At 30.4% G+C, this 24,213-nt stretch carries 29 protein-coding genes; 20 read left to right on the top strand and 9 right to left on the bottom strand.

Annotated elements, in window-relative coordinates:
* The first annotated feature begins 65 nt into the window (after nt 1–65).
* Together CN946_RS08540 and CN946_RS08545 are read left to right on the top strand one after the other, a co-directional pair.
* Nucleotides 66–2,975: a DEAD/DEAH box helicase gene (locus CN946_RS08540; protein ID WP_098860878.1), complete on the top strand. Its 2,910-nt coding sequence runs from the start codon at nt 66–68 to the stop codon at nt 2,973–2,975.
* A 106-nt stretch (nt 2,976–3,081) separates the two neighbouring features.
* The gene (locus CN946_RS08545; RefSeq protein WP_098860754.1) at nt 3,082–3,471 is read left to right on the top strand and encodes a (deoxy)nucleoside triphosphate pyrophosphohydrolase; all 390 of its coding nucleotides are present in this window, start codon (nt 3,082–3,084) and stop codon (nt 3,469–3,471) included.
* Nucleotides 3,472–3,515: 44 nt separating this feature from the next.
* Here the strand turns inward: CN946_RS08545 and CN946_RS08550 are convergent, their stop codons facing one another.
* Entirely contained in the window at nt 3,516–4,490 is a 975-nt protein-coding gene (locus CN946_RS08550; RefSeq protein WP_098860755.1) for an HNH endonuclease domain-containing protein, read from the bottom strand.
* A 178-nt stretch (nt 4,491–4,668) separates the two neighbouring features.
* On the opposite strand from CN946_RS08550, the gene CN946_RS08555 reads away from it, so the two are divergent.
* From CN946_RS08555 to CN946_RS23405, 7 genes are all read left to right on the top strand, one after another.
* Nucleotides 4,669–5,001: a pyrophosphohydrolase domain-containing protein gene (locus CN946_RS08555; RefSeq protein ID WP_353616188.1), complete on the top strand. Its 333-nt coding sequence runs from the start codon at nt 4,669–4,671 to the stop codon at nt 4,999–5,001.
* A gap of 81 nt (nt 5,002–5,082) precedes the next feature.
* Nucleotides 5,083–5,940, top strand: a complete 858-nt coding sequence (locus tag CN946_RS08560; RefSeq protein WP_097974052.1) for a GIY-YIG nuclease family protein — start codon at nt 5,083–5,085, stop codon at nt 5,938–5,940.
* Nucleotides 5,941–6,159: 219 nt separating this feature from the next.
* Nucleotides 6,160–6,423, top strand: coding sequence for an excalibur calcium-binding domain-containing protein (locus CN946_RS08565; protein WP_098860756.1), 264 nt, complete (start codon nt 6,160–6,162; stop codon nt 6,421–6,423).
* A 253-nt stretch (nt 6,424–6,676) separates the two neighbouring features.
* Nucleotides 6,677–6,850, top strand: coding sequence for a hypothetical protein (locus CN946_RS23400; protein ID WP_176547264.1), 174 nt, complete (start codon nt 6,677–6,679; stop codon nt 6,848–6,850).
* A 33-nt stretch (nt 6,851–6,883) separates the two neighbouring features.
* A complete protein-coding gene (locus tag CN946_RS08570; RefSeq protein ID WP_098860757.1) occupies nt 6,884–7,129 on the top strand; it encodes a hypothetical protein in 246 nt (81 codons plus the stop codon).
* Nucleotides 7,130–7,323: 194 nt separating this feature from the next.
* Complete coding sequence (locus CN946_RS08575) at nt 7,324–7,908, top strand: hypothetical protein (protein WP_098860758.1); 585 nt, start codon at nt 7,324–7,326, stop codon at nt 7,906–7,908.
* A gap of 16 nt (nt 7,909–7,924) precedes the next feature.
* Entirely contained in the window at nt 7,925–8,089 is a 165-nt protein-coding gene (locus CN946_RS23405; protein ID WP_176547265.1) for a hypothetical protein, read from the top strand.
* 138 nt (nt 8,090–8,227) lie between these two features.
* On the opposite strand, the gene CN946_RS08580 is transcribed toward CN946_RS23405, so the two are convergent.
* The 4 genes from CN946_RS08580 to CN946_RS08595 form a co-directional block, all read right to left on the bottom strand.
* A complete protein-coding gene (locus CN946_RS08580) occupies nt 8,228–8,890 on the bottom strand; it encodes an amino acid ABC transporter permease (RefSeq protein ID WP_098860759.1) in 663 nt (220 codons plus the stop codon).
* A 12-nt stretch (nt 8,891–8,902) separates the two neighbouring features.
* Nucleotides 8,903–9,541, bottom strand: coding sequence for an amino acid ABC transporter permease (locus tag CN946_RS08585; RefSeq protein ID WP_098860760.1), 639 nt, complete (start codon nt 9,539–9,541; stop codon nt 8,903–8,905).
* 78 nt (nt 9,542–9,619) lie between these two features.
* Entirely contained in the window at nt 9,620–10,417 is a 798-nt protein-coding gene (locus CN946_RS08590; RefSeq protein WP_098860761.1) for a transporter substrate-binding domain-containing protein, read from the bottom strand.
* 14 nt (nt 10,418–10,431) lie between these two features.
* Nucleotides 10,432–11,160, bottom strand: a complete 729-nt coding sequence (locus CN946_RS08595) for an amino acid ABC transporter ATP-binding protein (protein ID WP_098860762.1) — start codon at nt 11,158–11,160, stop codon at nt 10,432–10,434.
* A 543-nt stretch (nt 11,161–11,703) separates the two neighbouring features.
* Here CN946_RS08595 and CN946_RS23410 point away from each other — a divergent pair.
* From CN946_RS23410 to CN946_RS08620, 6 genes are all read left to right on the top strand, one after another.
* Nucleotides 11,704–11,859, top strand: coding sequence for a hypothetical protein (locus tag CN946_RS23410; RefSeq protein ID WP_176547266.1), 156 nt, complete (start codon nt 11,704–11,706; stop codon nt 11,857–11,859).
* Entirely contained in the window at nt 11,831–12,184 is a 354-nt protein-coding gene (locus CN946_RS08600) for a hypothetical protein (protein ID WP_098860763.1), read from the top strand. Before CN946_RS23410 ends, CN946_RS08600 begins: the two co-directional genes overlap by 29 nt.
* Nucleotides 12,185–12,342: 158 nt before the next feature.
* Complete coding sequence (locus CN946_RS08605; RefSeq protein WP_098860764.1) at nt 12,343–13,332, top strand: helix-turn-helix transcriptional regulator; 990 nt, start codon at nt 12,343–12,345, stop codon at nt 13,330–13,332.
* 150 nt (nt 13,333–13,482) lie between these two features.
* Nucleotides 13,483–13,944: a hypothetical protein gene (locus CN946_RS08610; protein WP_098860765.1), complete on the top strand. Its 462-nt coding sequence runs from the start codon at nt 13,483–13,485 to the stop codon at nt 13,942–13,944.
* A gap of 230 nt (nt 13,945–14,174) precedes the next feature.
* Nucleotides 14,175–15,593, top strand: coding sequence for a fibronectin type III domain-containing protein (locus CN946_RS08615; RefSeq protein ID WP_176547267.1), 1,419 nt, complete (start codon nt 14,175–14,177; stop codon nt 15,591–15,593).
* A gap of 248 nt (nt 15,594–15,841) precedes the next feature.
* On the top strand, nt 15,842–16,354 hold the full coding sequence (locus CN946_RS08620; protein ID WP_098860767.1) for a DUF6933 domain-containing protein: 513 nt from the start codon (nt 15,842–15,844) through the stop codon (nt 16,352–16,354).
* On the opposite strand, the gene CN946_RS08625 is transcribed toward CN946_RS08620, so the two are convergent.
* Entirely contained in the window at nt 16,303–16,935 is a 633-nt protein-coding gene (locus CN946_RS08625; RefSeq protein ID WP_098860768.1) for a hypothetical protein, read from the bottom strand. The two genes, CN946_RS08620 and CN946_RS08625, sit on opposite strands and share 52 nt — an antisense overlap.
* Before the next feature lie 832 nt (nt 16,936–17,767).
* Complete coding sequence (locus CN946_RS23795; protein WP_286133881.1) at nt 17,768–17,902, bottom strand: hypothetical protein; 135 nt, start codon at nt 17,900–17,902, stop codon at nt 17,768–17,770.
* A gap of 212 nt (nt 17,903–18,114) precedes the next feature.
* Here CN946_RS23795 and CN946_RS08630 point away from each other — a divergent pair, with 212 nt between their 5' ends.
* The 5 genes from CN946_RS08630 to CN946_RS08650 all read left to right on the top strand — a co-directional run bounded on the left by CN946_RS08630 (nt 18,115) and on the right by CN946_RS08650 (nt 22,349).
* Complete coding sequence (locus CN946_RS08630) at nt 18,115–18,858, top strand: metallophosphoesterase family protein (RefSeq protein ID WP_098860769.1); 744 nt, start codon at nt 18,115–18,117, stop codon at nt 18,856–18,858.
* A 215-nt stretch (nt 18,859–19,073) separates the two neighbouring features.
* The gene (locus tag CN946_RS08635; RefSeq protein WP_098860770.1) at nt 19,074–19,424 is read left to right on the top strand and encodes a hypothetical protein; all 351 of its coding nucleotides are present in this window, start codon (nt 19,074–19,076) and stop codon (nt 19,422–19,424) included.
* A 484-nt stretch (nt 19,425–19,908) separates the two neighbouring features.
* Nucleotides 19,909–20,169: a DUF2187 family protein gene (locus CN946_RS08640; RefSeq protein WP_098860771.1), complete on the top strand. Its 261-nt coding sequence runs from the start codon at nt 19,909–19,911 to the stop codon at nt 20,167–20,169.
* Nucleotides 20,170–20,432: 263 nt separating this feature from the next.
* The gene (locus CN946_RS08645) at nt 20,433–21,329 is read left to right on the top strand and encodes an ABC transporter ATP-binding protein (protein WP_098860772.1); all 897 of its coding nucleotides are present in this window, start codon (nt 20,433–20,435) and stop codon (nt 21,327–21,329) included.
* Between the two features lie 63 nt (nt 21,330–21,392).
* Complete coding sequence (locus CN946_RS08650) at nt 21,393–22,349, top strand: ABC transporter permease (RefSeq protein ID WP_098860773.1); 957 nt, start codon at nt 21,393–21,395, stop codon at nt 22,347–22,349.
* A 79-nt stretch (nt 22,350–22,428) separates the two neighbouring features.
* Here CN946_RS08650 and CN946_RS08655 read toward each other — a convergent pair whose 3' ends face one another.
* Together CN946_RS08655 and CN946_RS08660 are read right to left on the bottom strand one after the other, a co-directional pair.
* Entirely contained in the window at nt 22,429–23,067 is a 639-nt protein-coding gene (locus CN946_RS08655; RefSeq protein WP_176547268.1) for a GntR family transcriptional regulator, read from the bottom strand.
* Between the two features lie 425 nt (nt 23,068–23,492).
* A complete protein-coding gene (locus tag CN946_RS08660; RefSeq protein ID WP_098860775.1) occupies nt 23,493–24,140 on the bottom strand; it encodes a GntR family transcriptional regulator in 648 nt (215 codons plus the stop codon).
* Between the last annotated feature and the right edge of the window lie 73 nt (nt 24,141–24,213).

Below are 24,213 nucleotides of genomic sequence, written 5' to 3' on the forward strand. Positions count from 1 at the left end.
TAGGTATTCTTTTAAGTTAAAATCCAAATTAGAAATAAATAAAAACTGTAGTGATTGGGGATCGTATAGTGAATTTTATTCAAAAACTAGAAGAATCTTTACACAAGGGGTTTATAGATCAAAAACATATTAATAACGGAAGTTTTGCACCTAAATTACTAGTCAATAATACTAAAAATAATGAAAATGTATTATCTACTTTATTAGAAGAACTTGATAATTGTAAGTCATTTTATTTTTCAGTAGCATTTATTACTGAAAGTGGACTTGCTATGCTTAAATCCCATTTACTTGACCTTAAGCGTAAAGGTGTAAGTGGTCGAATTTTAACTTCGACTTATTTAAATTTTAATCAACCTAAAATTTTTAGAGAGTTAATAAAGATTACAAATGTTGAAGTTCGATTAACGAATTTAGAAGGGTTTCACTCGAAGGGCTATATCTTTAATAATGACACTCACTATTCCCTAATCGTTGGGAGTTCTAACATTACAGCAAATGCGTTAAAAGTAAATTATGAATGGAATATAAAGCTTACTTCACATGAAGATGGTGAAATTGTTCGTCATTTTAAAGAGCAATTTGAAGATGTATGGGAAAAATCTCAGCCATTAAACCATGAGTGGATTGTCAGTTATGAAAATGCTTATAATCAATTAGTAGAAAATAGAGTTTTCGATCGAATATCAGATTTCCCAGTATCATATCAAACTAATCCAATAGTAGAAGCGTTAAAAATCTTGCCAAATAAAATGCAACAAACGGCATTAGCAGAAATTCAAGCAGTTCGCGAGGCTGGTAAAGATAAAGGATTAATTATTTCAGCAACAGGGACAGGGAAAACATATCTCTCAGCATTTGATGTTAGAAGTTATATGCCGAAACGTATGTTATTTATCGTTCATCGTGAGCAAATTTTACAGAAGGCTAAATCAGATTATATAAAAGTACTTGGTGGAATCGAAGAGGATTTTGGTATTTTATCAGGTACAAATAAACAAAAAGATGCTAAATATTTATTCGCTACAATTCAATCAATTTCTAAGGATGATACATTACAACAATTTGATCCTGAAGAGTTTGATTATATTTTAATCGATGAGGTGCATAAAGCGGGTGCTCAAACTTATCAAAAAGTAATTAATTATTTTAAACCAAAGTTTTTAATGGGAATGACCGCAACACCTGAGCGAACTGATGATTTTAATATTTATGAACTTTTTGATTACAACATTGCGTATGAAATCCGTTTACAAGAAGCACTTGAAGAAGACATGCTTTGCCCTTTCCATTACTTTGGAGTTACTGATCTTGAGTTTGATGGCGAAACAATAGATGATACAACAATATTATCGAAGTTAGTAACAGAAGAACGTGTTAACCATTTAATTGATAAAATCGAGTATTATGGTTATTCAGGTGATAAAGTAAAAGGTCTAATTTTCTGTAGTAGAAAAGAAGAAGCTGAAAAGTTATCAATTGCATTGAACCAAAAAGGTTATAATACCTTTGCTTTAACAGGGGATCATTCACAAGAAGAAAGAGCTAGGAAAGTAGAACTTTTAGAGAATGGGAACTTGGATTATATCATTACTGTTGATATTTTTAATGAAGGTATCGATATTCCATGTGTTAATCAAGTAGTAATGCTAAGACAAACACAATCCAGCATAATATTCATTCAGCAACTTGGTCGAGGATTACGTAAACATGGTTCAAAAGATTTTGTTACAATTATAGATTTTATAGGTAACTACCGAAATAATTATTTAATTCCGATAGCACTTTCAGGTGACAAATCGCTAAACAAAGATAGCATTCGAAGAAATATGAAGGATACAAGTTATATTAAAGGTGTTTCTTCTATTAATTTTGAAGAAATAGCTAAGAAATTAATATTTAGTTCAATAAATAATAGTAATTTAACAGAGTTGAAAAAACTGAGAGAGGCATTTGTTGAACTAAAAAATAGAATTGGAAGAACTCCATTTCTAATTGATTTTATTACTAATAATTCAATTGATCCAAATGTAATCGTAAATAAATATCCGAACTATCAACAATTTTTATTGAAACTTAAAGAAGATGTTCCTTTATTAAGTGATTATGAGGATAAGGTTTTAACATTCCTTTCTTTAGAAATATTAAATGGTAAACGTAAGCATGAAATAATTCTTTTGGAGTTTCTTTTAAACGATGGGACAGTAAAGATGAACGATTATATCGATCATTTGAAAGAAACTAATTGTTCAATTGATGATTCAACGATAAATTCTGTTAAAAAAATTTTTGATCTGTCATTTTTTACAATATCATTTACAACTAAATATGGTGAAATACCAATTGTAATCTTAGATGAAAATAACAATTTTAGATTTAATGGATCGATTATTGAAAGCTTACAAACTAATGCTCACTTTAAGAAAATGGTTTGGGATGTTATAAAAACAGCTAAAGAAAAGAATACCAAGTATCAATCAGATGTACCACTTACACTGTATGAAAAATATACAAGAAAAGACGCTTGCAGATTATTAAATTGGGCAAATGACGAAAGCTCAACAATGTATGGGTACAAAACAAAATATAATACTTGTCCAATATTTGTAACCTATCATAAACATGAAGAAGTAGAGTCAAGTGTGGCATATGGTGATGAATTTATAAACCAAGAAGTCTTAAATTGGTTTACTAGAAGTAATCGTTCCTTAGAATCTGAAGAAGTTAAAAAAATTATAAATGCTAAAGAAAATAATATCGATATTCATATCTTTGTGAAAAAGGACAATGATGAAGGTGGAGATTTCTATTACCTTGGAAAAGCACTTCCTGACAAAAACACGGTTAAACAATCGGTTATGTTAGGTAAAGATGAAAAAGAACTTCCAGTTGTCCAGATGAATATGATCATGGAAAGCAGTATTGAAAGTAAGTTGTACTATTACATTATTAGTGGTGAAAATGAGGAAGAGTAATTGCTCCTATTTCTAACTAATATATGAAAAAATTACTTCCTTTATTTAAATTGAATAATCTTTACAATATAATAGAGTTAAATAAAATGAATAAAGGGATGTAAAAATGAAAAAACAAATTAAAGTAGTTGGAGCCGTAATTAGGAACAATGAAAATCAAATTTTGTGTGCGCTTAGGTCACCTGAAATGAGTTTACCGAATTTATGGGAATTTCCTGGTGGTAAAATTGAAAAAGGTGAAAAACCCGAGGAGACTTTAGTTCGAGAAATTAAGGAAGAATTAGGTTGTGAAATTGTGGTTTCAAATTTAGTTGAAGATGTTGTGCATGAGTATGATGCAATTATTGTAAACTTGTTAACATATGAAGCAGAGATTTCATTAGGAACACCGGTTGCTAGTGAGCATGCTAAATTGGAGTGGAGAGATGTTTCGGAACTAGAGGAACTTGAATGGGCTCCGGCTGATATTCCTACTGTTGAGAAGTTGATGAATTAAAAGAAATGGCGTTTTCCTATTTAAATAGGGAACGCCATTTTTTACTATCCTTTAAATGAAATCCAAAACTGTTTTAAATAATCCTTTTCAATAGCAATTTGTAGTTGATCATATTCTTTTGATTTTCTATCAAGGACCTTTAATAATGCTTTATTTCGTTCCTCTAAACTTTTAATATCTTGTTCTAATGGCATACGATTAGACTTTTCCGAGTTTTCACCCTTATGGCAGTATACTAAATTCCATAAGTCATCGGAAAACATATAAGACCAGGGAATAACATGATCAACTGATAATTCATTTTCAAATATTTTTTCACCACAGTAAAAGCATTTACGATTTCCATCTTTAAATAACAAATCAATATGTTTATGAAACTTTTTTAACGAAGATCTGCTTATTTTATCTTCATCAATAGCTCGTACTTTTCGGGAGATACGGGGGCTATAATTAAAACCCTCTAATATTTGTGTCCATCGGTAATTAATAACAGTAAATAAAAAATCACTATGAATTTTAAGAGATAAAGCATCTTGTTTGGTAAAATATACTTTTCCTTCATCTCGGTCTAACTTATAAATTTCGTAAGTATTACTGTTAAGATTCATGAATCTCCAACAAACATCTTGTTTTAGAGTTTTTATTATTCTTTTAATTGATACAAAATAATTATTAGTTAATCCAATGGAATCAAAGTTTATCTTTTCAAATCTTATTGGTTGAACTGAGCCTCTTTTTATAAAAAACTCATTAATTAATAGTTTAGTAATACAAACTATTTCAGGAGGTTTCTTTAAGTTTGCACTCTGAATTAAGTCAAAATATATAATCTGATTCCAATAATATTTTAAGCAAAGCTCTGCAATATCTTTAAATTCAAATACAACTATATCCTTGTCATAATCCTCACTAACATTTAATGATAATTCAACTAATGCTTTTCCCCAAACCATTTTATAAGTATTATCAAAACTACAATTTAGTATTAAGTTATGCCATCGATTTACATAATCATTCATTTTATCACCACTAATATAAATTTGTTACAGTCATTCAAAATATAGGAAAAAATATAATTCACATTAATATCAAACACAATTCCCATTTAAATGAATAATTCTTATTAATATTAAAAATAATGAATTAATTTTAAAGAGATATATATTATACTAATTATGTGGAAAAGGAGAGTACTTTATGACTATAAAATATTATAACAAATTAGTGAGAGATAAAATTCCGGCCGTTATTACCAAATCAGGAAGTACATATAAGACGGAAGTCCTAGGTGAAAAAGAATATATACAAAAACTAAACGAAAAGTTAAATGAAGAACTTGAAGAGTTTTATAATGCAACACCTGAAGAAACTGTTGGAGAAATTGCAGATATTTTGGAAGTGCTTTATGCTCTAGCTGAAATGAAAGGTATTTCTATTGAGGAAATTGAAAAAGTTCGACTTCAAAAGAAGGAAGATCGTGGTGGGTTTAAAGATAGAATTCTATTGAAGCATGTTGTGAAAAGTAATTAATCATTTTTTTATCTATTTCAAAGAAATCCCCAATGGAAAATGGAAAGTTACGAGTAATTGAAAATATAGTGGGGGTACAAAATGGACTTAAAGAGTTTATTAGAATTTTATGGTTTAGACACTAATAATTCGAAAATTAAAATAGCTCGACATAAAGATGAAAAGAGAGGATATGATTTACCTCTACTTTATCGTATTAATCAATTTGATATTTATCAAAGTTACCAGGAGGATAAAGATTTTCACGGTTGTGATTATCTTATTTCCTTTCTTGGAATAAATAATAGCCAAGCTGTATTTATCGGTATATATAAGGTGAAATCAATAAAAAGAGCGTCTGAGGTACCTTTACCAATTGACTTTTATTATTATGACATATATAAACCTAACCGAAATTATTTTTATGAGCTAGAAGAGTTGTCTGGTTTTGAGGATTTAAAAGATCGACTTATAATAAATTGGAGTGGCGGGGCGATAAATTGGATTCAATGGCTTGATACAAGGAATAAAGAAGTTGTTCAAATACTTCCAAAGGGATATGTTTCACACTTTCCAGGTTATTCAAACTTTATCCTGACTTATGAAGAACTGAAAAAGATTATTAATAACCCAGATGCTCATAAAGAATGGCATAATATGCTCGCTGCAATATCGGGAATTTATGTAATAGTAGATACTTCAAATGGAAAACAATATATTGGTTCTGCTTCAGGAAATGAAGGAGTTCTTGGACGTTTTAAGGAATATGCCAAAAGTCCAGATGGTGGTAACATAGAGTTACAAAAATTAATAGAAAATGATCCTATGAAAGTAAAGTTTTTACATTACACTTTGCTTGAAACACTACCTCGTACACTACCGAGAAAAGAAGTTTTGGCTAGAGAAGAACTTTATAAACAGAAACTCGGCAGTCGTAAGCACGGATATAATTTGAATTAGGATTTCAAAAACCTACTCAAATTTTGAGTAGTTTTATGAATTTAGTAAATACTTCCTATACAAATCTGGTTAATTTTTACTAAAATAACAAGATTTTCTATGTTAAAATTATAAATAGATTAAGATAGATTTAACATACATCTTTATTTCATACAAACTTTTAACAACTTTTGCTAGTCTAATATTATTAAATATAAAAATAGATTGGAGTTACTACAGATGAAAAAACTTGTTATTGGTATTCTTACAATTGGACTTATTCAAAGTTATTCAATTATTTCAACTGATGATGCTAGTGCAGCTGTGAAAACATTTAAAAACTGTACTGAATTGAACAAAGTATACAAGGGTGGAGTTGCCCGTAATTCATCCGTTAAAAATAAAGGCGGTAAAACTAAATATAAACCGTATGCATCAAAAGCTCTATATGACGCTAATAAAAAAATGGATCGAGACAAAGATTTAATAGCGTGTGAAAGATAAGTTTAAGAAGTAAAAAATATTGGTTCTCAAGAAGGAACTAACTATCTCAGACTGTTGGCAAACCTAATTTTTATGGAGTTTGTCTCAGTGACCAATACTATTTTAAAGTATTATTGCAGTCTTCAAATTTTTGAAGACTGTATTTTTTATTTCTGAAATCTTCAATTTATTATCACATTTATAATGAATTTAATAGAACTTACTATGTTAATCTTTTCACAAGTTAGTAAAATTTTACTTAGGAGTGATACTTTTGAAGAAAAGCTGTTATTTACTCAAACTAGAATTAAATTGTAAAAATCATATGATACTTGCTATAAGAGAAGAAATAAAAAGAGCTACTAGTTTAATTGGTTATATGGTGTTAGAAGATGTTAATCGTCCAGGTATACCAAATGATTTTAAAGATTTACATCCTGTTTTTTAAAAAGACTGGGATGATGATAGAAACCTTATTTTTGTGAGAATTTATACTTTTGAAAGTATAACAGATGAGAAACAAGATGCATTAATAGAACTTGCAGAAACGTTCATTGAATTTAAACCCAGTGTAAATCCTAAAGTAGATTTTTTTATTGCAAATGAGGTTTTTAAACTCTATGAGAAGAGTTGGGAAAATGATATGAATAGGATTCCTGTTTATCAATGGTTAATTGATGCTGATAGTGAAAATCCAATTAGTTTAGCAAAATTAAAAATTGATTGATTAAATCATCTATCACAAGATGAATAAATAAGAACTGAATGATGTGGAAGAGAGACTTTTAAAGAGGACACTAAAAAAGTTCGTACAAATTAAATATGCGAAACCCTCTAAGTTATATCCAGAAAGGCTTCGCTATTTTCTTGTAGTTAAGGGTCTGTAATACCTACATTTCGTAAAAGTTCGGGGGAATAAAAATGATATTAACAGTCTTATTTTTAATTTTATTACTTATTCTGGGGAACGTATTATTTAAAATTCTCACCTGGAAGTATATTACTGCACTATTTGGAATTATTGTATTGCTATTAATAGGTTTTTTCATTGTTGAGCGTACTTCTATTTTAGTAAAAAATACACTACTAGAAAGTACTTCACTAAAAAGTGAAAGATTGAATGAAATTAAGATTGATAAACAAGTTACACCTGAACTATTGTTAGATCTAAAAAGTAAATATGGTAGAACAGTTAAACACACAGATATTGTAGTAATACTTTCTGTTGAAAATGATAGAAACTATCAATTTAAGAAATTATATATTGGAATTAAAAACAACAAAATTAATAGTATTGTTTCTGAAGATCCTAAACTAAAAACTAATAAAGGTATTGGAATAGGAGATGATAAGTCTACTATTATGAATAAGTATGGTAATAACTACATTCACTCGCTTGAAGAAATAGGAGAAACGATATCGTATCTTGATAAAGAGAGAAATGTAAAATTGACTTTCATAATGTATAAAGAGAAAGTATTTCAAATTATTCTAACTAAATATTAAATTAAGGAGATAAATTATGGGCATTTCAATTGTTATTATTTTTATGTTTCTTTTTTCATTATTTTCTTTAGTTATTGGTTTAATGAGAAAACAAAAATATATTATAATTATTTCAAGTATAATATTACTTATATCTTTAGGATTAGGAGCATTTATAATCGTATTAATTGGAAGAATGTAATTGTTAAAATCTTTGAAGATATCAAAATCCTTCTTTGTAAGATTCATTTAAAAGGGGGAATTTTTTATTTCCTTCTATCGAGAGAATTTAATTATTTTTACATCAAAAAAATCCGGCCCAATAAATGAACCAGATTTCTCAAGACTGCTTAATTTCCAATCTACTCGCAACCAACGACAAAACATAATTAACAATAAAATACATCAAAGAAACCATCACCATAACAGGGATCACATAAGATTCCTTCTGCGCATAAATAATCTGTCCATTATGCAATAAATCCGGCAACGCAATAACAACAGCTAACGATGTATCTTTCAGTAATGAAATAAACTGACTAACAATCGGCGGAACCATTCGTCTCAATGCTTGAGGCAAAACGATGTGACGCAATGTCTGAATATAATTCAGTCCAGATGCACGCGCTGCCTCAATCTGTCCTTTTTCAATCGAGTTTAAGCCACTTCGAATAATCTCTGAAATCATAGCTGATTCAAAAATCGTTAATGCTGCGATGGCTGCTGTCGTTATTTTCATTTCAATCCCAATTTCCGGTAGGGCAAAATACGTAAAGAAAATAATCAGTAGTAAAGGAAGGTTCCGTATAATCTCTACAATCGCGGTTAGTAATTGAGTAACAACAGGAATCTTCGTATATCTAAGCGTACCAATAAGTCCACCTATAATGAAACTTAGTACTATTGAAATGGCAGCTACTTTTAGGGTAACCCAAAATCCTTCTAGCAAAAACTTGATATGATCTAATGTGTATACATCAGCGAACGGTTGCAGAAAATCCATTCATCCACCTCCTTAATTACTTCTAGCCAAGCGTTTTTCTAAATATGTTACTCCAATACTTAAAGGAATTGTTAAGACTAAGTAAAATAAGGCTACGAAAATATAAGTATCAAACGTTACGTAAGTCATTGCAGATATTAGATCGCCTTGATACATTAAATCTCCACCAGCTACGACTGCTAACAATGAAGAATTTTTTACTAGATTTAGAAATTGATTGCCGAGAGGAGGGATGACGATTTTTATCGCCTGGGGAAGAATAATTAATCTCATTGCCTGTCCGTAACTCAAACCTGTCGAGCGGGCAGCTTCCATTTGTCCTTTTGGAACAGAAAGGATACCGGCACGAATTGCTTCGGCTATAAAGGCTGCTGTATAGATGGTTAATCCAATCGTTCCTGCAACCATCCCACTAAAGCTTCCAGCTAAGTAAGTGAAAAACACGACCACAAGTACAGGGATGTTACGGATAAATTCAACATAAACCGAACCTAACCAGTTAAGCGGTTTAATTGGAGCAATTCGCATAACAGCAATAATTGTTCCTAAAATAAAGCTACATAATAAAGCGATTAAACTAGTTAAAACGGTTACTCTTAATCCTTCTAAAAAATATTCCATATGATCTGTCAGTATCGAGAAATCAATCAAAGGATTTCCTCCTAATTATCAGGAAAAGCAGGCCCGTAAAATTACGGACACTGCGGATTCCAACGATAATATCTATGATTATTTTTTAATCCATTTATTCTTAATTTCATCGTATTTACCTGAATCTTTCAGGCTTTTTAATGCTTTATTTAATGAGTCGACAAGATCTTTATTGCCTTTTTTAACAGCGATTCCATAAGGTTCTTGCGTAAAAGTTCCACCTACTAATTCAAATGAAGGATCTTCTTCTTTCATACCGTAAAGGATTGAATCATCAGTTGTTAAAGCATCACCTTTACCTGCTTTTAAGGCTGTAAAAGCTTCAGCATAGTTTTCGAATTCAAGTACTGTTGTTTCAGGAGCTTTCTGACGAATATTTACAGCAGAAGTAGAACCTTTAACAGCAAGCACTTTTGTCCCTTTTTTCAAATCAGCAAGTCCATGAACTTTACTGCCTTTTTTCACAAGTAAAGATTGTCCGGCATTAAAGTAAACATCAGTAAAATCTACTTCTTTTTTACGTTCTTCATTAATGGTCATAGTAGCGACTACCGCATCAACTTTCCCATTATTTAAGAGACCAACCCTAGTTTTTGACGTAACCTCTATGTACTCAGGTTTAACATCATTGCCAAATATTTCTTTTGCAAGTGCTTTGGAAAGGTCAATATCAAATCCTTCTACTTTACCTGTTGATGGATTTTTCAATCCAAATAAACGAGTGTCATATTTTACGCCAAATACGATTTTCTTATCATCCTTAATACGTGCTAGAGCATCTTTGCTCTTAGAATCATCCTTACCACCACAGCCTGCAAGAACTAAGGCGGCCGTTGTTGAAACTAATGCCATCTTCATGAATTTTTTTAGAAACATTCCATTACCTCCTATTAATGATTTAATATACGACTGAGAAATAAGCGAGCCCGTTCTTCACGCGGGTTCTCATAAAACTCAGCCGGAGTTGCTTCTTCTAATATGCGACCCTCGTCCATAAAGACGATTCGGTCAGCAACCTCTCTGGCAAAGCCCATCTCATGAGTCACGACAACCATCGTCATGCCTTCCCTAGCAAGAGTCTTCATAACATCTAGCACTTCACCAATCATTTCAGGATCAAGTGCCGAAGTAGGTTCATCAAAAAGCATAATATCCGGTTTCATCGCAAGCCCGCGAGCTATTGCCACACGTTGTTGCTGACCACCAGAAAGCTGGGAAGGATAAGATTTCGCCTTCTCTAAAATGCCTACCTTTTCAAGAAAATGATTCGCTGTTTCATCAGCAACTTCTCTAGATTGGCCCAACGCTTTCATAGGAGCTAGAGTGATATTTTCAAGCACAGTTTTGTGCGGATACAAATAAAAATGCTGAAAAACCATTCCAATATTGCGTCTTAACTTATTGAGATCTGTTTTTTTATCCCCAACAGAAATCCCACTAACTGTAAGTGTCCCGTCATTAATAGCTTCTAGATGATTAATACATCGCAACAAAGTACTCTTACCAGAACCAGACGGCCCAATCACAACAACAACTTCACCTTTATTAATTATGAGATTAATATCTTTCAAGACTTGAAAATCGCCATAAAACTTATTTACATGTTTAAATTCAATCATTCCTGACCTCCTGTACAATTTTCTTGACTATGTAAAATGGGGAATTTTGGGAATCAATATTTTATGTGTATGCTTGTTTACATTTCGATATCACGTTTATTTCTTTTTTAGGCTTTTTGGACGAGGACTTTCGCACTAGATGCATAAAAGTAAAAAACAGAATTGTTCTATGTAAATGATAGGAAGTGCCGTTAATCTAATGCTTAAAAAAGTGAGACCATATAATGTTATTAAGAGTAATAATTCATAAATTTTACTAAAAAGTTCAATATTTTATCATAGATACCATAATTTTCTTTAAGTTAATATGTTAAGATTTTCACATATAGACACTTAGAGTTACCGTGAAATCGGGAGCGTATAGATTGGTAAAGGACTGGCAAATTCAGAGGCTGAATCGAAGTTAAAATGTAAAAAATTTGTGATTATAAAAATCAGACTAAGAGTGTTGCTACTTCAGCTAATTTTATTATCATCATCCGGCAATTCCAAAATCGCACGCTTAGTATTGAGGGAAGATTAATTAGAAAAGGGAGGCAATTTATGACACAATATCATTATATTTCTTCACCAATACCACTGAAAGACGGTGCCTTTGGTAAAAATTCTATTTCTCCTAATGTATATGCAAATGAACTAGATTTTACACATCTCTATATGGAGAAAAACTATGACCCAGAAGAAAAAAAAGATGTTTAGTTTCTCTAAACACTTCAAATATAAGTATCAAGTTTGTATGATGTCTCAACAAGTTCCACTTAAAGGAGAAAAACGCATCTCTCCAGAAGGTGAAAAATGTTTAAAGATTTTGTATGAATACATTAAAGAGGCTGTTAATGAGAGTGGCGTAATAGAGTATTACGCTTCATGGAATTCAGAAGAAGACTACCCAATTAACCATAAACGCCAAATAGCACTAACAGATTTAAAATCTCCAAGAGACTTAATAATAGCCGAAAGGGAATTTGTTACAATTATAAGGACTAAAAAGCACCCCCATCTTAAGAAGTACCCTATTGAGTAAGCACCTAAAACAGCTACTCGATAGGGTACTTTTCTAGTAAAAATAGACTAGTATTTTTTAACTATAAATTTTACCAATTAAATATGTTAAAATTAAAATTAGATTAAGTTACATATAAAATACATCTTATGAATTTTACTAAATAAACGGAGGAATCCATGGAAAACCGTGAACGTTTCTATAAACTAATGAAACTACTAGAAAGTAAAACAGATATTGATCGTGAGTTTACCTTTGATGAAATAAAAAAGAGATTAGCAGCCGGGGAAGAGGACTTTTCGTATAGTAAAAATACATTTTTAAAAGATATATCGGTATTAGTGGATGTTGGTTTTGATGTAATTGAAAACGCTTCAGATGGTAGGGCAACTACATATAGTCACCAAGAAAGATTGTTTGAATTACATGAACTCCGTTTATTAGTAGATGCTGTTACAGCTTCAAGATTTTTAAACAAACAAGAAACCAAAAAGATTATTGATAAATTAAAAAACCTTACAAGTGAAAACGAAGCTAAAAAGCTTCACAATGGGATTATCCCAGATACAGCCATTAAAAGTGAAAGTAATCGAATACACTTCTCAATCGATCAAATTCATCAAGCAATTGCCGAGAAAAAACTACTAACATTTCAATATGGTCGATACAATATTAAGAAAGAATTTGAATTAAGCCATGATGGAAAAGAGTACTCAGTAAAGCCACTCGCGGTAATTTGGTCAAATGATTACTATTACTTAATTACAAAAAGCTTACCTGATGATCAACTGAGACATTTCCGTGTAGACCGAATGCGAGAGGTTAAGAGAACGGAAGAAAAATTCCTAGATGATCGATTTAATGTAGATGAATATTTGTCTACGGTTTTTAATATGTTCGCTGGTGAACCTGATTACGTAAAAATCAAGTTCAAAAAAGGATTATTAAATGTCGTACTAGATCGTTTTGGATTAAAGGCTGATATTCAGCAAGTGGATGAGGAGCATTTCATTTTAACTACAAAAGCTGCGATTAGTGATGGATTGATTACTTGGATTTTAACTTGGGGAAGGGATGCTCAGGTAATAAGTCCGCCATCAGTGATTGATAAGGTTCAGGAGCAAATTTTGGAGATGAGCAAGTTGTATAGCATGAATTTGCAAAAATAAGTGTCTACTAAAAAGAGTATCTTTCGGGGATACTCTTTTTTCATTATAAAACCTTCATATTAAATTCAAAATTACTTTAATTAAAATGTATTTATGTATGTTACTATTTTCACAAGTGAAGCAACTTTAAATATGATGTGAGGATTGAGAATGATGCTAAAGGTAATTTTCTTTTCTTTTATTTCAATTGTAGTGACCGGTTTAATAATGTATTTATACATAATGTTTTTCCTACCAACCCCGGATACAAAGATTAACATAGAGAAAAATGAAATAAGTAAAAAATTAAATAGTAACCAAACAATTCTTATTCCTTCTGAGTTTGAAGTGAAAAATGTATATCTAATAGATGATGGTTTGCTTTCACCACAAATTGAAGTGCATCTTTCAAATGAAATTAATATAAGTATTCATTCATCAAATAGCTTAGATTACGAAGGCGGGAACAAGGCGAGAACTAAAATTTTAAACAATCTTAAAGTTAGAGAATATCAAACGAAAGATAAAAGAGTAATCTATATTTTTAAAGATGGGCAACTTAATTATTTGTATGAATTCTACGAGACTTATAGGAAAAATATTGATGAGTATTTATCAAAAAAAATACTTTAAATAATGAGGTGATGTAACCTATATAAGGTTTTAGGATTAAGTTAATAATTTATCAAACTAATATTATATGCGTACAATCTGAGAATCATCTATAGGATTCTCTTTTTTGATGTTCAATTTTTTGAACACCTCACTTTATATAATGAAGTTATCAAATTTAGGAGGTATAAATAGTAGAGCGCTGCTGTGTGTGGTAATTCAATAGAATGAAAGATTTAAGGGGGAAAATCATGAAGAAAAGAAGTTTTATGTACTTATTTTTAACATTTATAATTATGTTTTCGTTTAATTCAAAATCAGCTTTTGCTGAAATAGGAGATCGTAGCACTCCATATAGTGCATGGTTTAATTATAACTTTTCACTTCAACAATATGAATGGGATACACCTAGAGAAGTGGAATTGCAATTATTCGATATGTATACAGGTGAAGAAGCAAATGAAATTGTAGCTAATGAAAATATGTATAATACTAAACCGGCAGATGATGAAGAATGGATTGTGATGGGATTCAATTTAAAATATGTCTCGGGCCCAGAAGAACCTTTATACGCTTATGATGTTGTTGATAGTAACGATAGTTTTTATACGAAGTTTGGTCAGAAAGTTAACCCGATTGATACTGCTTCATTTTCAGGCCAGTTAGAAGGTTTAGATGAATACGATGTAGAGTTATATCCGGGTGCAGAATCTGAAGTTTATTACGGTATTTTAGTGAAAAAAACAGTGGGCTATCCAATTATTCGAATCGGAATGGGTTATGATTCTCGTGCAGATCAAACGATATACGGATGGTTCTCAACAGATCCAAATTATGTGGAGCCTATTCTTTCACCTACTAACGTAAAGGCAGCAGCTAGTTCATATAATAGCGTTAAATTAAGCTGGACAAAAGCGGATGATGTGACAGGTTATGAAATTTATCGTTCTACTTCTAGTACAGGTACGTATACGAAAATAGCAACTACTTCAAGTACTTCGTATACTAATACATCTTTAAATACAGGTACAACTTATTATTATAAGATTAAGTCTTATAAAACAGGCACACCTACACAATACAGTGATTATAGTAAGGCAGTATCTGCAAAACCGGTCCTTTCTACACCAACATCCGTAAAGGCAGTTTCATCTGCATACAATAGTGTAAAAACGAGTTGGGCAGCTGTAAGTGGAGCAAGTGGATATGAAGTTTACCGTTCAACGACAAGCACGGGAACTTATACACTTGCTGGTACAACCACTTCAACAAGCTTCAATAATACAGGGCTTACAACAAATAAAACTTATTATTATAAGGTAAAATCATACAGAATAGTTGGAGGTAAGAAGGTCTATGGAAATTATTCATCAATAGTAAGCGCAAAACCAATTCCATCAGTTCCAACTAATTTCAATGTCGCTAAAGTAAATTCAACTAGTTCAAAAATATCATGGAGTTCTGTGAGTGGAGCAAGCGGTTATGAAATTTACAGATCTACCTCAAGTGCTGGATCATATAGTTTAGTAAAAAGAACAACTTCAACTTCTTATACAAATAGTGGTTTAACAAAAGGAAAGACTTACTACTATAAAGTAAGAACTTATCGAACGGTTGGAACTACTAAAGTATATAGTGGTTGGACAACAATAAAGAGCGTTAAGCTTTAATCATTAACTAATTTATATTTGATAAAAGAAGGGAATCGTTTGACGATTCTCTTTTTTTTATGATGAAATTTTTGAGAACTTTTTATAAAGACAAGGAGGGATGTTGCCGTTTAATTGCTTATTAAAAAGACCTTTCTAGACTTTTGAAAATGTGATTGTTTTAGTAAAATAATGACATATATACTGGATTTAGTTTGATGCGATGTTAGAATATAAATAAGAATAATTAAAAAACGAGGACCTTGAAAATGTACATTCAACTAACAAAAAAACTTTCAGATGAAATGAAAATAAAAGTAGAGAAACCAGAGTTATCAAACGAGAATCAACTTTTTTGCTGGCATGCGAATATCTTTAAAATTGGCCGTAAAAAATGTGTATTAGTAATGAATAATGTAACTAGATATTGTTTTGTAATGTATGGTCTATTAAAAAAGGATTTTACAAATTTTGAAGAGTTAATGAAGAGAAGTATTGTAACAAATTTTCTGGCAAACGAATTCGATGTTGAGAAAGTTGATCAATATATGAAACAACTAGGTGAAGTTCAATACACTGCAACAAGCAATCGAAGTATTATTTCACAGATGAATGAAATGATTTATCAAGCAGAACATATTATTTATTACAGGGCTGAGGAAGGGGAAACAATTAGTTTACTTCATTTGAATCTCAATCTTAACCAGACTCCTTTAAGTAAGTTAGGTGCTTATCCAAATGAGTTAATGAAAGAGGCATTGGATGAATTTTTTATCAAATAAAGTGAGCCTTGGAAATCTTTGGGTGAAAAAAATCCTAAATTCAGGGAGGCATTAATCATAATTCGTTTTTCTAAAGCATCTTTAAAATCTTTTAAAATTTCCTCATTTGGAAATCGATCATTTTTACCCTTAATTTTTACATTACCTTTTAACGGAACGATTATTCTAAATCGTTCTTTGTTTTTTACATTACTTGTTCCAAATACATATGTATTTGCAGTAGTTAAAAAATCATCATCGACTTCCATCTTTCTTATAGCTTTGTGACTTCTTTCATAACCAATCCGTTGTTCAACTATAACTTCCTGATTTGCTTCCAATTCACCTTTTAAATTATTTTCGATTACAACCTTATATGGTGTATATGGTCCACCCTCATCTGATTCAGTATCTAATTGCTCGACTACTCTTCCTACAAACAATTGTTTTGCTGCTTCTGTAATATTTTCCTTTTTATTAATATCAAATTCATATTCTGCATTTGAAATAATTACTCTATTAGGTGTAATAGTTGAATAAATAACACCAACCACAAATAAAGCGATTGTTGAACTTAATGTAATCTTTATAATCATATTCATTTGGATTCTCCTTTATAAATTAGTGGGATTCTCCGATTGATACTCAATCCATCAAATTCAATTTAACATCTAATATAAAAGAGATTATGAGTAATTGTTACAATTTAAGGAACATACGTAAATAATTAGTTCATCTTCATACATTATTCAAATTTAGAACATTTTACCAGAAATTAATATGTTAATATAATCAAAAAACAAAACGTTTTCGGGGGTGAGTTAAATTTGAAAAGTTTCTTCTATCTTATTTTTAGTTATACAATTTTCATTTTAAATGTCACCTTCAACGGATTTAACAACTTCCATATATTTTTAATTTTAAATTGTATTAGTATTTTACTAAGCTTGCTTAGTTTTACGGTTTCAATCATTTCAACAAATAAAAGATGGAGTGAAAAAGTAAATATTGGTCTAAGTTTGAATTTAATTCTAGTTACTTCTCTTTGGATTAACATAGTATACGTCGAGGTTTAAACGTTATTTGAATTGTATTTTCAAGAAAGAGGTGAGTTGTAATAGGAAATTTATTTAGAGTAATGTTATTTCTTCTTTTAACTTTCATAGTGATTGTATTTACGTTAATATTCTTTCTCAGTCCGGTATCCAGTAATAAAAGTGGAAGTTCCTCAAAAAGAAACTACTCTGTTGAAACCTTCGTAGATAATCAAACAAACACAAATGAATCAAATATCATAAAAGAGTCTATAACAAAAGCAGCACAAGTACCAAAACTCTATTATAAATATCTAAATGAAAAAAACTACGAGGAAGTTATAAATAAATAAAACGACTGACTAACTATTAGCAGTCGTTTTACCATATTAACTAAATCTCACTTCTTACAATCATAAGCAACCAAAGTAATATCCAATTCATCTTCCAAATTTTCAATCTTACTCTTAGCATCACTAGTTAAATCTGCAATAAAAAAATCATTATTATTTAAATCTTTATTTTCATTACTCATTTCAAAAATCCCCTTTACCAAAAATTTTACCTTTTCATTATTCCCTGTGGTAAAAAAACTATCCTAGCTATAATTGGACATTTAAATAAAATTTTATTACTTAAAAATGCAATAAGACGGATAAGTTACTTTAGTAATTTATATTTGTTAAACTATTTATATTATTTAAATAATTTAGTGGGAATAATAGGCTTATAGAAGGGGTTGGATGAATGGAGAAGGATACAGTATTTGCAATTGGGGATATACACGGCAGTATAAATGAATTAGAAAAATTACTTAAACAATGGAATCCAGATAATGAAAGACTAGTACTATTAGGAGATTTAGTTGATCGTGGTGAGAATCCATACGAGGTTTTGATAAGAGCGCAACAATTAGAAAAAGAATTTGGAGCGGTTGTTATACTAGGAAATCACGAACAAATGTTATTGGACTGGCTTGAGCAACCTGAGTTTAAACAAGTGTATTATTACGGACAAGGTGGTTTAGAAACAATTAATTCATTTTTTAAATTTGAAATTACGAATAAAAGAGGACCTAATGCAGTAGCTCAATTAATGAAAGAGCAATTTGAATCTGAACTACAATTTATTAAATCTAGACCATTGTATTTCGAATGGGAAAATTATGTGTTCGTTCATGCCGGAGTCGATCTTAATCTTGATGATTGGAAAGAAACGACTGACAAGGAATTTTACTGGATTCGCGATGAGTTCCATTACGGAAAAAATGAAACAAATAAAACATTTATTTTTGGCCATACTCCAACATCAATCCTTCACAAGACTGAAGGTAAATTCGATATTTGGTATTCACCTTGTAAAACGAAGATCTGTATTGATGGGGCAGCTGCATATGGTGGGATTTTACATGGGATAAAGGTAAATAAAGATGGAATAAGCTCAACTCATTCGATTTATTCTCAAACAAGGCTAACTAAATATGAAATATAATTTAAAGAGTTTGTGGGAATTGACATTATAAAAAAAAGGTACTATTATAAGTTTTTGGACTATTATGATAAAATTAATCTTATTCAAGTTCATTTTGAGGAAAATGGTAATTTGAATAGGAAGAAGAGCTATTTATTTGAGCTCTGACCTTTAATATTTCAGGGGTTGACTTTCCGACTACAAGAGAAGCCATTGTGGCTAAGGAGGAATTAAAAATGACGAAACTAGACCTACTGAAAGATTTTATTCTTAACAAAGAACTAGACATCGATGTATCTATACCTACTGAGGATTATACAAATTTTTCATACAATGGATTTGATGCGGGTACAGTCTATAATAATGACACCTACAGAATTTCTGTAGCTCGTGGAACAAAGGTAGAACGACTATTCCGTAAACGTAAATACAAAATGAAAGTTTCTAAAACCAATAACAACAATCTAGTTGCGATCTTTGAACTAGAAAGTGCTGATGATTTTGTACAAGTTAAAACGCTGCTTCTAAATATGGATAAAATAGCTAGCTACGGACTTCGTGAAGAATTGAACCGTGCAGTAAATTAATTTCATTTTATTATTTAATTGTTATGACTACAGAAAAGAAAAGATAAAGCTAACTGTAAAAGTTGGTTAAATAGGATGATCGAACTACCAATAGATGGTGGGTTTTGCTTCATCTGATTTGATACTTTTGAGTAAACATTATGTTCCGCCATTTCAAACATAGAATCTAATTCTGAAATATCTCCTACTGCTAAAGGGGCTAAGACTGTAAACAAAATCGATGAAAATCGAAATTGTCTACAGTTTCTTTTATTTTTAAGGCCAGATACATGCTATCAAAACATCATTAAATTCAATGAGATCGAGCAGGAATGATCACGCTAAACTATCTTCACTTTACCAAAATAAGAACTAGTTATCCAAAACTATTTCTACATAGGTTTATAGGTACACCGTCACGGTGAAATCTAGTATCCTGTTCACTTTTGAATATTCAGATATTTTTGTAATATTAAATAAAAGTAAATAAAAAGGTGATAAACATATGTGCAAAAATAATAAAACAATCATAACAATGAATAAATATTATGTAAGACCGGGTGACGAAATCGAATTTATGCCAAAAGAGGATAATGTAAAAGAGATCAAACCGAATTTTGTAAAAGGAATTGTAACGAAAGTTCTTTCAAACTCTGTGATAGTAGATATGGGAAATGATCGTAACCACCGAAATTATTACGATCATGATCACACTGTAATTAACCACAGAAAGTACAAAATTTTAGCTCCTATTTCAAAAAGTTAAGCAAACTTAATTTCCTAGAAAATAGCCTTACCCTAATTAATGGGATAAGGCTATTTTTAATTTTAAAACTTATTATGATTCTATTAAAAGTAAATATTTCAAAAAACGGTGTAAAAACCGCGTATATTGTAATATTTTTCATATTTTTGTAACAATATCTTCCAGTTCTTAACAAACTCAGACTTTAGACCGTTTTGCTCTCCGATTAGTTTTGTTAAAATAGAATTAGAAATTTAGAAAATATTGGAAATAAGGAGGACAAAATGAAAAAGGCAATTGTACAAATTAAGAACTTATCAAAGGAAATAAAAGGGAAGAAGATTGTTTCTGATTTAAGCTTTGATATTTTTGAAGGTGAAGTTTTTGGATTTTTAGGTCCAAATGGTGCTGGTAAGACAACGACGATCAGGATGATGGTTGGTTTGATGAATATTTCTGAAGGTGACGTTGTCATTAATGGTCATAGTATTAAGTCCAACTTTGAAGATGCAATTAAGAATGTAGGGGCAATTGTAGAGAATCCAGAATTGTATAAATTTCTAAGTGGTTATGATAATTTACTGCAATATGCTCGAATGGATAAGAATGTAACAAAAGAGAAAATTGATGAAGTTGTTGAGCTTGTTGGTTTAACTGGAGCTATACGTCAAAAAGTTAAAACGTATTCTCTTGGTATGAGACAGCGACTTGGTCTAGCTCAATGTTTATTGCATGACCCGAAGGTTTTAATTCTTGATGAACCTACGAATGGACTTGATCCAGCGGGAATTCGTGAAATGAGGGATCACCTGCAGCTTCTTACGAAGAAAAAAGGGATGGCCATCATTGTATCGAGTCACTTATTAGCAGAAATGGAAATGATGTGTGATCGAATTGGTATTATTCAACAAGGTAAGCTAATAGATGTACAAACTGTAACAGAGCTTACAACTGAAGATATCCAAACGTATTCAATTGAAGTGAATAATAATGAAACTGCACTTAAAGTACTTTCTAAACATAATGCTCAATTAGTTGATGGGGAAATACATATTGAATTAACGAGAGAAGATGTACCGAATGTAATTGAGTTATTAGTCGAAAATCGCATTCGCGTATATGGATTTAAGGCAAATGCAAAAACATTGGAAGATCGTTTCTTAGAAATTACGAATGTTTAACAATTCTTTAGAAGTTTCATTAGTTTGTTGATGCTGAATTTCAAAAAGAAAGGAACTTAAATCATGTTAAAATTGATTCAAAATGAATGGATAAAGATTATTAAAAGACCAGGTACAATTGTGATGGTTGCTCTTATTGTTTTACTTGTAGGAGCGATGGGTTCATTTGTAAAATATAATGAACATAATAAAGAGCAAAATGCAGATAAGAATTGGAAGCAAACATTACAAGTACAAACAGCAGAAGATAAAAAACAATTAAAAGGTATAAGTGATAAAAATGACCCTGAAAGAAAGTATTTAGAACGAACAATTGCAATTAATGAGTACAGAATAGAGCATAATATATCACCAAATGAAAAGACGAATGTTTGGACTTTTATGGATGTTTCATCAAGTTTAATTATATTAGTAGGACTATTTACGATTATCGTTTCTGCCAATATAGTGGCAAGTGAATTTAACTGGGGTACGATAAAGCTATTACTAATCCGTCCGTTTTCTAGAAAAAAAATAATTATGTCAAAGTATTTAACTAGTATTCTATTTGGTTTTGCTATGTTATTTATATTATTTTTAGTTTCGAATCTACTTGGTTTAGCACTATTTGGTACAGGAAGTGGGAATACTTCATATTTAGCATATGTTGATGGCCATGTTGAAGAGCAAAGTAGACTTATTTATTCTGCGAAGCTTTACGTAATGAGCTTTATCGAAACATTTATGCTTGCTACGATGGCGTTTATGGTTTCAACAGTATTTAGGAACAATACAATAGCGATCGGTATTTCAATTTTACTATTAACAGTCGGAAATACGGTAACAGTTATTTTGGCTGGATTCTTTGACTGGACAAAGTTTATCTTATTCGCCAATACAAACTTAATGCAGTACGTCAATGGTAATCCACCAGTTGAAGGAATGACAATGACATTTTCAGTAATTATGCTATTAGTCTATTTTGTTATTTTCCTAGGATTATCATTAGTTGTATTTTCAAAACGAGATGTAACAGCTTAAGTTGTTAGGGTGTTCTTTTAAATAGTCATTTCAATGAAAAAGCCTTATTCAAAGTGAAGAATAAGGCTTTTTCATATTTCTAAAATAATGATTGTATTTTTTCTTTCATCATTTCATTATACAGTTCCAATGCTTGGTCATACTCTTTTTCTTCAAAAAATTTAGTTAATTCTTCGTACTGCTTAATATGATTTTTAACTGAACTTCGTCTATAGGAATAATATTTACTTGCAATAATCTCAAATTTATTTTGTAAAGCTCCGACCGTTTCCATCATTAAATCATTTTGACTTGTTTGTAAAATAAGGTTATGATAGCGATTTGCTTCTTCGTAATATAAATCATGTTCTTCATGAGCAACCGCATTTTTCAATAACTGAATGCATTCATTCATTTCATTTATTGGAAAATCAAGCATTTTCCTTCTAGCTTTTTCAATGCTACCAATGCCTAAAAATAATCGACATTCTAAAAAATTAACGATATCGATCAATGTAATTTGAATATTTTGCACCATTGAGCCTTGGTTTTTAAAATGTTTAACTAAACCAGTTGATTCCAATTTGACAAGAGCCCTTCGAATTGGGGTTCTACTCATGTTCAAATCCTTTACAAGTGATGCTTCAGTTATATATGTTCCAGCAGAATATTTACCTTGTATTATAAATTTTTTGATTTCTTCATATGCTTTTTGTTCTAATGTTATATTATTTGGCAAGTGTTTCACCATCCTACTTTCTAGTGTTATTTAAAAGCGTAGCTAAACAAGAGTAGGGATTTTTTATAAATCCACTCACTATACGAACAAATCTAATATATTGTCCCACAGCTTTTACTAATCTTCTTTTAGTTCTAAGAAAAGAACTAATATTATACACAAAGTATACAATAAAATTGATTAAATAGTATAGAAAAATAATTGTTTCAATAATATGGTAATAAAGGGAAATATCTAATCAGATTAATCAATGTGATAAATGAAGTAAGAGGATGTTTAAAGAATTCTGAAGTAAATAAGTTAAAGTTATATTAACTTAAGTATAAAAATTGTATACAAAAATATTTTTATTAGTTAATTCTCGATAATCAATAAAAAAACATCTAAAGCCTTAAAAGGTTTAGATGTTTTTTATTGAATTTACATTAAAACATTAAATCCATAAATGCTTCTTCTTTCAGTTGAGATAAAATTTCAGTTGCTTTATCATATTCAGATTTTTCCACACGATCAACAAGAGAGTTATATAAATCTATAGTGTGTGGAATTCTATTTTTTCTTACATTAAATACATTAGATGACGTCGCTTCTTCAGTAAATCTCTTCCATAGATTATCAAGCATTTCGATGATTAAATTATTTTGAGAATTTAGTAAAAATGTTTTATAAAACTCTGTCAACGCTCCGTGATAATTGTGGGCATCATCTTGATTATAGGCTTTTTCCATAGAGGCAGTAATTTCTCTAAGTAGTTTGACATTAAATGGAGTATGCTTCCTTTGGGATTTTTCTACGCAAAATACAGCAAAGCACCATTGAATTTCAATCATATTAATAATTTCATGTAAAGTAAAATGAGTATATGTAACAGTCGTTCCATGAAAGTTATTATGTGATAACAACCCTTCGGATACTAGTCTTCCAAGTGCTCTTCTAATCGGTGTTCTACTCATTTGTAATTCAGATACAAGTGCAGTTTCTTTCAAATGCATACCAGTTTGATACTCACCTGAATGAATCAAACTTTTTAATTTTTCATATGCAATTTGTTCTAACGTTTTCTCTTTTGCCATTTTATTCTCCTACTATAAATGTATTAACTATTTCAAAAAAGATCTTCTTATTTAATCCTTAATAGTATACATT

This window comes from Bacillus sp. AFS053548, from assembly GCF_002575105.1.
Classification (GTDB): Bacteria; Bacillota; Bacilli; order Bacillales; family Bacillaceae_G; genus Gottfriedia.

Bases quoted from the DNA above. Each gene is read 5' to 3' on its own strand.
- CN946_RS08545 (WP_098860754.1), top strand. From the start codon at position 3,082: ATGAAAAAACAAATTAAAGTAGTTGGAGCCGTAATTAGGAACAATGAA.
- CN946_RS08550 (WP_098860755.1), bottom strand. From the start codon at position 4,490: ATGAATGATTATGTAAATCGATGGCATAACTTAATACTAAATTGTAGT.
- CN946_RS08555 (WP_353616188.1), top strand. From the start codon at position 4,669: ATGACTATAAAATATTATAACAAATTAGTGAGAGATAAAATTCCGGCC.
- CN946_RS08560 (WP_097974052.1), top strand. From the start codon at position 5,083: ATGGACTTAAAGAGTTTATTAGAATTTTATGGTTTAGACACTAATAAT.
- CN946_RS08565 (WP_098860756.1), top strand. From the start codon at position 6,160: ATGAAAAAACTTGTTATTGGTATTCTTACAATTGGACTTATTCAAAGT.
- CN946_RS08575 (WP_098860758.1), top strand. From the start codon at position 7,324: ATGATATTAACAGTCTTATTTTTAATTTTATTACTTATTCTGGGGAAC.
- CN946_RS23405 (WP_176547265.1), top strand. From the start codon at position 7,925: ATGGGCATTTCAATTGTTATTATTTTTATGTTTCTTTTTTCATTATTT.
- CN946_RS08580 (WP_098860759.1), bottom strand. From the start codon at position 8,890: ATGGATTTTCTGCAACCGTTCGCTGATGTATACACATTAGATCATATC.
- CN946_RS08590 (WP_098860761.1), bottom strand. From the start codon at position 10,417: ATGTTTCTAAAAAAATTCATGAAGATGGCATTAGTTTCAACAACGGCC.
- CN946_RS08595 (WP_098860762.1), bottom strand. From the start codon at position 11,160: ATGATTGAATTTAAACATGTAAATAAGTTTTATGGCGATTTTCAAGTC.
- CN946_RS23410 (WP_176547266.1), top strand. From the start codon at position 11,704: ATGACACAATATCATTATATTTCTTCACCAATACCACTGAAAGACGGT.
- CN946_RS08600 (WP_098860763.1), top strand. From the start codon at position 11,831: ATGACCCAGAAGAAAAAAAAGATGTTTAGTTTCTCTAAACACTTCAAA.
- CN946_RS08605 (WP_098860764.1), top strand. From the start codon at position 12,343: ATGGAAAACCGTGAACGTTTCTATAAACTAATGAAACTACTAGAAAGT.
- CN946_RS08610 (WP_098860765.1), top strand. From the start codon at position 13,483: ATGATGCTAAAGGTAATTTTCTTTTCTTTTATTTCAATTGTAGTGACC.
- CN946_RS08615 (WP_176547267.1), top strand. From the start codon at position 14,175: ATGAAGAAAAGAAGTTTTATGTACTTATTTTTAACATTTATAATTATG.
- CN946_RS08620 (WP_098860767.1), top strand. From the start codon at position 15,842: ATGTACATTCAACTAACAAAAAAACTTTCAGATGAAATGAAAATAAAA.
- CN946_RS08625 (WP_098860768.1), bottom strand. From the start codon at position 16,935: ATGAATATGATTATAAAGATTACATTAAGTTCAACAATCGCTTTATTT.
- CN946_RS23795 (WP_286133881.1), bottom strand. From the start codon at position 17,902: ATGAGTAATGAAAATAAAGATTTAAATAATAATGATTTTTTTATTGCA.
- CN946_RS08630 (WP_098860769.1), top strand. From the start codon at position 18,115: ATGGAGAAGGATACAGTATTTGCAATTGGGGATATACACGGCAGTATA.
- CN946_RS08635 (WP_098860770.1), top strand. From the start codon at position 19,074: ATGACGAAACTAGACCTACTGAAAGATTTTATTCTTAACAAAGAACTA.
- CN946_RS08640 (WP_098860771.1), top strand. From the start codon at position 19,909: ATGTGCAAAAATAATAAAACAATCATAACAATGAATAAATATTATGTA.
- CN946_RS08645 (WP_098860772.1), top strand. From the start codon at position 20,433: ATGAAAAAGGCAATTGTACAAATTAAGAACTTATCAAAGGAAATAAAA.
- CN946_RS08650 (WP_098860773.1), top strand. From the start codon at position 21,393: ATGTTAAAATTGATTCAAAATGAATGGATAAAGATTATTAAAAGACCA.
- CN946_RS08660 (WP_098860775.1), bottom strand. From the start codon at position 24,140: ATGGCAAAAGAGAAAACGTTAGAACAAATTGCATATGAAAAATTAAAA.